This window comes from Candidatus Electronema sp. TJ, from assembly GCF_048287355.1.
GTDB lineage: Bacteria > Desulfobacterota > Desulfobulbia > Desulfobulbales > Desulfobulbaceae > Electronema.
This window is the reverse complement of the sequence record NZ_JBLWEP010000029.1, coordinates 1-8,859: the sequence shown is the minus strand read 5'-3', so window position 1 is coordinate 8,859 and position 8,859 is coordinate 1. Positions and strand designations below refer to the sequence as shown.

The following is an 8,859-nucleotide window of genomic DNA, read 5'->3' as shown; positions in this document are numbered from 1 at the left end:
TTGCCGACAAGATGCAGCCGCACTTGCTCAAGCTGGCCAAGGCCAATTTTCTGGCAGGCATACTCCTGGCTGTCTACACCGGCATCCTGCTCAGCAGCCTGGTTGCCCGTCCCTTGTGGAACTCGGCCATCCTGCCGATGCTCTTCCTGTGCAGCGGCATGAGCGCAGGCGCGGCTGTGATGATTATTGTCGCCAAGACCAAAGAGACCAAGCTCTTCTTCACCAAGGTTGACATCTGGCTGATCATTGCCGAGCTGCTCATCCTCCTGCTCTTCTTCTACGGCCATTACACCGGCGACGCGGCCCACCGTCAGGCGATCATGCCTTTCTTCAGCAAGTCGCATGAGTTCTTCCCCTACTTCCTCAGCATCGTCATCATCGGCGTGTGCCTGCCGCTGGCGATCGTGCTGAAGTTCTTGGAAGTCACGGGCGAGCACACCGAGGAGCTGACCACCTCCGGCCTGCTGATGATGAACGCCAGCGCGGTGCTGGTGCTGATCGGCAGCGCGGTCATCCGTTTCGCGATGGTCTACGCAGGCCAGATCTCCGGCTACGGCGGGTATATGTAACCCTGCTGCCGCAGGCTGAACTGCTGCGCACAAGCCGCTGAACCGTTTTGGTTCAGCGGCTTTTTCTTTGCCCGTAGACCTGCCTTTTCTGCTCTGGCACCTTAGGTGAAGGTACCAAGGTATCTTCGTCTAAGATACCTTGGTACCTTTGCCTGAGATACCAAGGTACCTTTCTCGAACCTCTTCCCGTATCGTCCACCTGTGTAAGGGCGAAAAATCTTTCGCCCTCTTCCCGTGCTGCCTGCCTGAAAAAATCCTTGACAAAAGCATGGCCGCGCGTAAATATGCGCAGAATGCAGGACTGGTTTATAAAACACCCCTGCATTGCAGCATATCCCCTCCACTCCCCCTTCAATAGGAGAACGATCATGGCAGGCATTCAATGGAAACCGGAACCAAACGCCATCACCACGCCCAAGTCCTACAAGATCACCTATGTGCCAAGAGCTGTGGTCGGCTATGAGGAGCTGGCCGCCCAGATCAGCGCGAGCAATCCCAACTACAACCAGCAGTTGGTCATGTCGATACTCAAGGCCATGACTGAAGCGATCAAACGGAATCTGCTTGAAGGCAACCAAGTGACGTTGGCCGAGGGTTTCACCTATCGTCTTTCTTTCAAGGGGAAATTGAACCAGCCGACCGACCCGCTGCCTGATGATGAAAACCTGCTGCACGTGCGTGTTTACGCCTCCCGGCCCTTCACGCTCGATATCCGCCGTCAGGCAGAGTATGAACGCAAGCCGGCAGAGCTGAAAGTCCCGGTGATCGCCGCTGCTGAAGACACCCGCACCGGCTTGAACAACGTGCTCAACCCAGAGGGCGTGCTGCGCCTGAGCGGCAGCAATTTATCCTTTGACCAGAACAGCAGCGAAACCGGCTGCGTTATTGCGGGCACTGAGAGCGGCAGCATCAAACAAAGCCGCTTTGGCATGATCTCCAACGCCCTTGTGCTTATGATGCCGGACATTCCTGAGCAGAGCAATCCTTGGAACAAGGAATACACCCTGTCGCTGAGCACGCGCTACACCAAGCACGGCAGTCTGCGCACCACTGTCTTCAGCGAGCGGCTGCGTGCGCCGCTGGCAGTGGATCCAAACGACATCATCAGCAACGGCATCCTTACCGGCAGCGCGGACAGCCCGTATGTCCGGGTGAGCGCGGCCTCAATCAGCGGAGACACCGCGCGGACGCGCATTCAGGTGATTTTGAACCGGCAAAGCGGCCATCTGCTTTTCAATCTTTTGGATATGGAGAAAAACGGCAAGGCAGGGCCTGCGGTGACGATGACTGGGAATGGTACCTGCACCCTTGCCGGGTACAGCGGCTCGCCAGTCAGCAGCGTGGACATCGTGGTGGAGAACTTTCAGGGGCTGAGCGAGCTGCTCTTGAACAGCTACGCAGACAGGATGGTGGACATCTTGGACATCACGCCCAGCAGTTAGACTGACAGGGCTGGCCCGCCCTGCCCTGCCAGCTCTTCCGGCGTGTTGACATTGCGCCAGGAGCCATGCAGATGCAGGGGCGGCTGCGCCCTGAGCACGCCCGCCTGCTCGGCCAGCCTGTGCAGGCGCAGCGGGCCGGAAGCAGCGATGTTTTCAAGCAGAGCACGGCAGCGGAAGTCATACCAGGCCAAGAGCGGCTCCAGCCGTCCTCCGGCGTTGAGATCCGGCAGCACAGCCCGGATGCCTGGCCTGCGCTGCTCCAGCAGCCAGCGCAGGCTCTCCGGCTGGGCATCGGGCAGATCACAGGCCATGACCAGCCAAGAGACCGCAGGCTGCCAGCGCATCACCGCGAGAATGCCTGCCAGCGGCCCGGCCAGGCCCGGCACGTCCGGCACGCGGGGCAGGTCTGCCAAGGCCGCTGGAATGAGGCCGGACCCGGACAGCACCAGCTGCCCGACCAAAGGCGAGAGCTTCTCCGCCGCGCCTTCCAGCCATGTCCGCCCGCCCTGCTGGAGGAGGTGCTTGGGCTGGCCCATGCGGCTGCTTTGCCCGCCTATGAGCACGCAGCCCCAGACCGCAGTCTGCTGCTGCTTCTCGGCAATCAGCTGTTGCGCAAAGGAGAAAAGCCGGTCGGCATCTGCCTCCTCCCTCCGCAGCACAGCCAGCAGCGTCCCTTGCAGATAGGCAGGCGGCCCCTCGTTGTCCGGCCCTGAGAGCCAGACTTTCGGCACGTCCGTGGCGGCGTGGCCTTCCACCACCACCACGTCATAGGCAGCGCAGAGGCTGGGGAGCAGGGCGCTCAGGCCCATGCCCGACTGATGGCTGCGGAAAAAACGCTGCTCGCTGCTGAACAGGGCGGTGTCCGCACCTGCGGCAAAGAAGCGGTCGCTGTCCTTGCCAGGCCTGTCCACTTGCGCCTGCCGCACCCCGTCTTTCACTGCGGCCACAGACAGGCCCAGCCCGCGCAGCCTGGGGATCAAGGCCTCGATCAGGGTGGTTTTTCCTGCGCCGCTGCGCCCGCAGATGCCCAGCACCGGACAGGATTGCACAGAAAAGGCCGTGTTCATGGCAGGACAGGCTGAACAGGGCTTGGCTTGCTGGCCGCGCCTTGTTTGCCGAAGAGGTCAAGCAGGACAAAGGCAGGCAGGAAGAGCAGGCCAAGATAGAGGAAATAATAATAGCGCCAGTTGAAGATGTGCAGATAGATCAATGGCAGTGCTCCTCCCAGCAGCACTGCGCCCAGCACGCCGGTATTCGGCAGCCAGAAAAAGAGCAGGCTCAGCAGGGGCAGCAAGGCCAGCAGCCAGACAGGATTCCACGAGAGCCAGACCCAGGGCCGCTCGTAGCTCTTTTCATAGACCCGCAAGGCCGCCTTGTTCAGTGCCGGGAAGGGATATGCTTCCTGCTGATAAGGATAGACATCCCACCAGCCGGAGCGGAGAAGGAACCACCACGCCTGGCGGTCTTGGAAATAATGGTGGAACTTGTCCCACTGCTGGTCGGTCTGATTGATGTTCAGCACCATCATGTACTGACGGCGGACCCGCTGCGCGTCAGCAGCCAGATTGCCGGGCGAGAGGCTGCGGCTGTACTTGCTGATCTCCTGAGCAATAAAGCTGGAGCCGCTGCGTTGCCGGGCAAAATGCAGGCCAGCAAGACCGAGCACGGCAGCCAGCAGCAGCGCGGCAAAGCCAAGGAAGAAGGACTTGCGCAGCGGAATCAGACCCAGCAGCAGGATGAGCGCAGGCAACAGGGCAAGGTAGACCAAGCCATTGTGGCGGATCAAGCCCAGAGCCAAGCCCAGCAGCAGCAGGGCGCAGACCTGCTGCCAGGTCCAGCGCAGCGGCTTGGCCCGCCGCAGCTGCGCCAGAAGGCAGGCCCAGAACACAACGAGCAGGGCAAAGGGTATGTCCTTCCACAGCACTGTGTTGTACACGCCGAGCGGCACTGAGCAGAGCACGAAGAGCAGCCAGAGCAGCACCAGCGGCAGCGGTACGCCCTGACGGAAGAGCTGGAAGCCGAACCACGAGACCAGCAGGCTGCTCAGCAGTGCTTGGGCCAGCGGCACCGCAGCCGGGCTGCTCCAGATATGGCGCAGGTATTTGTAGAGGATGACGTTGAGAAAGGGATGGTCGTTGAGATAGACATCCGGCAGCAGGGCCGCCCGCCAGATCTTCATCGAATCCACCGAGATCACTCCAGGCCAGAACGCTGCCAGCCACAGGCCGAAGACAGCTGAGCTGGCCGCAAGCAGCAGCCAGAACCAATATCTCTGCTCAGCAAGGAAGCAGCTGCGCAGGCCGCCCCGCGCTTGAACAAAGGCCAGCAGGGCGGTGAGCAGCCAGGCCGTGAGCAGGGCGAAGCAGAGCTGCTGGGCAAACTGAAGCGGATGAAAATACTTCTTCATGCCGTTCAGCACCTTGGAGAAGCGGATTTGGCCCAAGCTCTGCGCCTGCCCGTGCAGGAGGTCGGCAGCCCGGTTCTTGCCCCGCAGCTCCGCAGCCAGCAGCCGCACAGCCCGGCTCGCCCGGCTGTTCAGGACTTCCAGCTCGCGCACAGGGTAGCGCGGCAGCTCTGTCTCCACTATGAAGGAGCCGTCTTGCCCCAGCAGCCAGTACTCAGCCTGCTTGAGCTTGGCCGCCTCATTGGCCATGTACAGATCGTGCTCTGTTCTTTGGCCGTTGACCTCTATAAAAGCGATGCCGGATCTGGTGTCCGTGCGGAGGCGGAAGGCGAGCTGCGACCTGGCTCTGACGGTGAAGGCCAGCTGCTGCGACTTGTTGAAGCGCAGCGCGCCGTGGTCGAGCAAAGGCTTGGCTCCGGCTATCGTGCTGAGATCAATGGGCTTGCCGTCTGCCAGCACGGCCTCGCAGACAACGTCCTTGCTTTGCGAGGCAGGCCACCGGCGGCCTGTGGCACCAAGCGTGATGTTGAGCAGGCCGTCTGCCTGCGGATGCGTGCGCAGGCTGAAGACACGCTGCTCGTAGTGATTGTAGCCTGCGCCGCTGTCCCAGCGCAGGGTGAGTACCGCGCCGTCAGCCGCAAAGCCGCGCAGAGTCAGCCGGGCTGGCTCCTGCCAGCCTGCTCCGAAGACAAAGCAGAGGAGAGCAGCGGTGAAGAACAGAAGAAAGCGGAGGAGAGCCAAAACAGATGCGCTGTGCCGGGTCAGTAAGCCCCGCTGAAGTAGTCGGCCAGAATCTGGGCGTGGTCAAAGGCCAGCGGCGGCAGATTGTCCTGGCGGAATATGCCTGCCTGCGCCGCGTCGTCCTGCCCGTGCGGCTCGCCCTCGGCCCTGGCTATGAAGACCGTGGAAGCGGTGTGCAGCCGCTTGTCGCGCTCAGGGTTGGAATAGGTGTGAAACTGGCGGATCAGAGTGACATCCAAGCCGGTCTCCTCCTTGGCCTCACGCACTGCCGCCTGCTCGAAGCACTCGCCATAGTCAACAAACCCTCCGGGCAAGGCCCAGCCATGAGGAGGATTCTTGCGCTCGATCAGAACTATGCCTTGCTCCAGCTCAATGATGATGTCAACAGTGGGCACAGGATTGCGGTGAGCAGGCAGCTCCTGCCCGCAGTGGCTGCATTGCATATCAGCTTTCTCTTTGCAGGCAAAGTTTGCGCAGTTCCTGCCATGAGCTGACCGCTGGCAGATGACGGCAGTGCTGGTTCCACGGCTGGCGGAAGACGAGCGGCTGAATGCCCGCCGCCTGAAGCTGCTGGCAGGTTTCAGCCCGGTCGTCAACAAAGCAGTCCAGCCCATGAGCAAGGATATGACGGGGCTTGTCGTCGTGGTCGCCCATGGCCAGCACACGGACAGAACCGACGGCAGGAAGATGCTGAGAGAACCAGTCCAGCACCGGCTCAAGCAGGGGGCGGGCGGTGATCACCGTCACCCTGCCCTGCTGTTCGGCCAGCTCGGTGATGACCTCCAGAGCACCGGGCATGGGCATCAGGCCCGCGCTGACAGAATCGCGGAGTATCTTGGTGAATATTTCCTCAACCAGCCCGGCGGGCATGTCAAGACAATGCTCGACCTCAAAGCGGGTGATCTCCTCCAGACGGAAGCCGCAGAAACCGTAGTCCTCGCAGGCGATACGGAGAAAGGCCTCTGCTGTGTCTGCTATGACTCCGTCGAAATCAAAGCCGAGCCGGGCCGGATTGACCAGCGGCGGCAGACTATTTGCTGAGTTTGGCATCCTCGATGATCGCCGCGTAGCGGTAGCCCGCGCCGAAGTCCTTGTCCTTGCTGAGCACGCCCTCTGCCACCACCACCGCGTCCTTCTCAGCAGTCTCAGAAGTGGTGACAACCAAGTCGTGGGTGTTCTTCATCGGATCGCCGCTGCCGTCCTGAAGGTGGATCCAGTTCTTGCCCATGATTTGGGGGGTGAACTTGACCACCTTGCCGCGCACTTTCACCTTCTGGCCTTTCAGCTGCTCCGCTTCTGCAAAGCATTGCTCGACCGTGCGGCCATTCCCGCCTTCAGCCTTCTCCACCTTCAGCGCGTCCTTGGCTGGCACCACCGCCTTGGTCGAGCCGCCGCTCATAGCCTCCAAGGTTGCTTCATCCACCGGCGCGTCTGGCTGTGCTGCCCGCGTCGGCATGCCGCCTTCGACAGCCGAAGCCGCAGACTCCTCCAAACCAGGCGAGAAGACAATCTCGTCAAAGGTCTTGTTCAATGCCTTGGACTCGAAGCCTTTCATCACCATGCCTGGCTGCACGGCCACAGTCTGACCGACCGCAACCTTGCTTTCCGGGACAGCCACCCATGTTTTCCCCTGTCCCTCCTCAACCAGCAGATAAGTGTAGCCTGCCCCGGACATGGTTTCCAGCACCTTGCCCTTGACCGCCTTTGGGGCAGGAGCAGCGGTTTCGGCGGCAGGCGGCTGTTTCGCCTCGTCCGCAACAACAGACATGGCAGGCAGCAGGGCGAGCAGCAGGGCGGCAGAAAGGAATCTGGTCTTCATCGGCATGTCTCCTTGCAAGAGTTGTGAGTGGGTGTAAGGCGCGGGCCTTTGCGGGCCTTGTTCTCACGCGCTTGGTAGTTATAGGAAATTATCCCTGCTCTGTCAACAGAACCCCGCCTGACTGTTCCGCTTTGATGAGTCAGGCACTTTGGGCTTTGTTTCCTGCCCAAAATTCTGTATAATTATTTTCCTTTCTGCGGAATACAATAGAAAAAGGATGTTTTTCATGCGCCGCCCGGTACTGCTCCACTGTCTTGCCGCTCTTGTCTTCCTGCTGGCCGCCGTTGCGCACCATGCCGCAGCGCAGATGCTCATGCCGCAGTACAATTGGAGCACCTACATGCGTTTCATGGCCAGAGTGGAGAGTATCAACACCCTGCAAAACCCGAAGAGCGGCATGTTCGGGCTGCATCTCTTCGCACGGGACAGCTTGTCAAACATCTATCTGGTGCACATCTCCCCGCAGTGGTATGCGGACAAGCATCCTGAGCAGTTCAATTTCAGAGTCGGCGACCTGCTGATCATATCCGGCTCACGCTTCGCTACTGGCTTGACCAAGAACAACATTCTCGCAGCATCCATCGTCAACTGCTCGCGGAACTATGCGGAGTTGAGGATCAGAGACCCATACACGGGCCAAGGTCTCTGGCACAATCAGCCTGACAATCTTGTTGAACGCATCCAAACAATCCAGAAAAGGCTCTTCTCGGTTCGGTCTGAGGCCGTGCGTCGAAGCATGGAGCCGAGTTTTCCAAAAGGGTCTGCTTCGGTTCCGATGCTTCCCTTTGTTCCAGCCTTACGTTTCAGTGCCCCGTCCCAGCCAAGTGTTCAGCCCCCGTCTTTGTCAGCTGTCAGCGACTTTTTCTGGTTTTAACCTCATTCCTTATCATTATCTATAATCATGCCTTGGAGTCTGCTGGCCACGCTGGCACTTTCCGCCGTTCTGGCTTTGAGCGGCTGCTCATCAAAGAAAGACGAAACCGCGCCGCCAATAAAGCCGCCGCCTGCGGCTGAAGCGGAAAGCAGCTCGGTGCTGCACGGCACGAGCTGGCAGCTTGTCTCGCTGCGCGGCCAGTCGCCGAAATCTGGAGCTGCTGCAATGACGCTGCATTTCACAGGCGGCAAAATCAGCGGCTCGGCAGGCTGCAACACCTATTCCGGGCCGCACGCTGAGAAGGGCAAGGAGAAAATCCGCATCGGCCAGCTGGCGACAACAAACCGGAAATGCAGTTCGCCGGAGCGCATGGAGCAGGAGCGGCTGTTCATGGAGATGCTGCGGGCCGCAGAATCGTTCACCCTTGAGGAAGGCAGACTGACCCTCAAGGATGCGGACGGCAGGTCGGCGGCAGTATTCAAGCCGCAGAGCCAGGAGCTGAAAGGCACAATCTGGCGCGTGGTCAGCTACAGCAACGGACAGGGCGGCCTGAGCGAAGTTCTCAGCAAAGGCCGGAGCATGACCGCCGTCTTCAGTGTTGATGGCCAGCTCAGCGGCTCGGCAGGCTGCAACAGCTACAAGGCTGTCTTCACCGGCTCGCCTGAAAGCAAGTCATTCAGCTTCGATATGATTGAAGTGGGCGCGAAGCAGTGTCCGTCCCCTGACATCATGGAGCAGGAAGGCGGCTTCATGGCCGCACTGTACGCCTCCGCTTCCTATCTCTTGGATGACCGCGCCTTGACCCTCAATGATGCGGACGGCAAGCCGACAGTGATCTTCAGCAGGCTGTGAGTCCTTCCCGCCAGCCTGCCATTGTTATGTTAACCCAAGTTGTGACCTCTGCTGTTCACGGAAAAGTTTCTTGCGCAGGCCGGGCGGAAGGAGAAGCGTAAACCTTATGCGGAAGTTTTTTTGCTCAGCCCGGCCTGAAGCGTCCGCTTTGCCCGCAG

At 60.3% G+C, this 8,859-nt stretch carries 9 protein-coding genes; 4 read left to right on the top strand and 5 right to left on the bottom strand.

Going from position 1 to position 8,859, the window contains the following annotated elements; genetic code table 11:
• Positions 1-569: NrfD/PsrC family molybdoenzyme membrane anchor subunit (gene nrfD / locus ACNKID_RS03710; protein ID WP_417912092.1), on the top strand; the 569-nt coding region annotated here is incomplete at its 5' end.
• A gap of 368 nt (positions 570-937) precedes the next feature.
• Positions 938-2,011, top strand: a complete 1,074-nt coding sequence (locus tag ACNKID_RS03705) for a DUF4469 domain-containing protein (RefSeq protein ID WP_417912091.1) — start codon at positions 938-940, stop codon at positions 2,009-2,011.
• Here the strand turns inward: ACNKID_RS03705 and mobB are convergent.
• From mobB to ACNKID_RS03680, 5 genes are read right to left on the bottom strand one after another with little or no spacing between them, the layout of a single operon-like run.
• Positions 2,008-3,078: a molybdopterin-guanine dinucleotide biosynthesis protein B gene (gene mobB, locus ACNKID_RS03700; protein ID WP_417912090.1), complete on the bottom strand. Its 1,071-nt coding sequence runs from the start codon at positions 3,076-3,078 to the stop codon at positions 2,008-2,010. The two genes, ACNKID_RS03705 and mobB, sit on opposite strands and share 4 nt — an antisense overlap.
• Positions 3,075-5,156, bottom strand: coding sequence for a hypothetical protein (locus ACNKID_RS03695; RefSeq protein ID WP_417912089.1), 2,082 nt, complete (start codon positions 5,154-5,156; stop codon positions 3,075-3,077). The genes mobB and ACNKID_RS03695 overlap by 4 nt, the downstream gene beginning before the upstream one ends.
• A 20-nt stretch (positions 5,157-5,176) precedes the next feature.
• On the bottom strand, positions 5,177-5,599 hold the full coding sequence (locus ACNKID_RS03690; protein WP_417912088.1) for an NUDIX domain-containing protein: 423 nt from the start codon (positions 5,597-5,599) through the stop codon (positions 5,177-5,179).
• 1 nt (position 5,600) lies between these two features.
• Positions 5,601-6,206, bottom strand: a complete 606-nt coding sequence (locus ACNKID_RS03685) for a 5' nucleotidase, NT5C type (RefSeq protein WP_417912087.1) — start codon at positions 6,204-6,206, stop codon at positions 5,601-5,603.
• On the bottom strand, positions 6,187-6,975 hold the full coding sequence (locus tag ACNKID_RS03680; RefSeq protein ID WP_417912086.1) for a DNA-binding protein: 789 nt from the start codon (positions 6,973-6,975) through the stop codon (positions 6,187-6,189). The genes ACNKID_RS03685 and ACNKID_RS03680 overlap by 20 nt, the downstream gene beginning before the upstream one ends.
• 226 nt (positions 6,976-7,201) lie before the next feature.
• On the opposite strand from ACNKID_RS03680, the gene ACNKID_RS03675 reads away from it, so the two are divergent.
• Both ACNKID_RS03675 and ACNKID_RS03670 read left to right on the top strand, forming a co-directional pair.
• Positions 7,202-7,849 (top strand): hypothetical protein, encoded by a 648-nt coding sequence (locus tag ACNKID_RS03675; protein ID WP_417912085.1) that lies wholly within the window; start codon positions 7,202-7,204, stop codon positions 7,847-7,849.
• Positions 7,850-7,876: 27 nt separating this feature from the next.
• Complete coding sequence (locus ACNKID_RS03670) at positions 7,877-8,701, top strand: META domain-containing protein (protein WP_417912084.1); 825 nt, start codon at positions 7,877-7,879, stop codon at positions 8,699-8,701.
• The last annotated feature ends 158 nt before the right edge of the window (positions 8,702-8,859 follow it).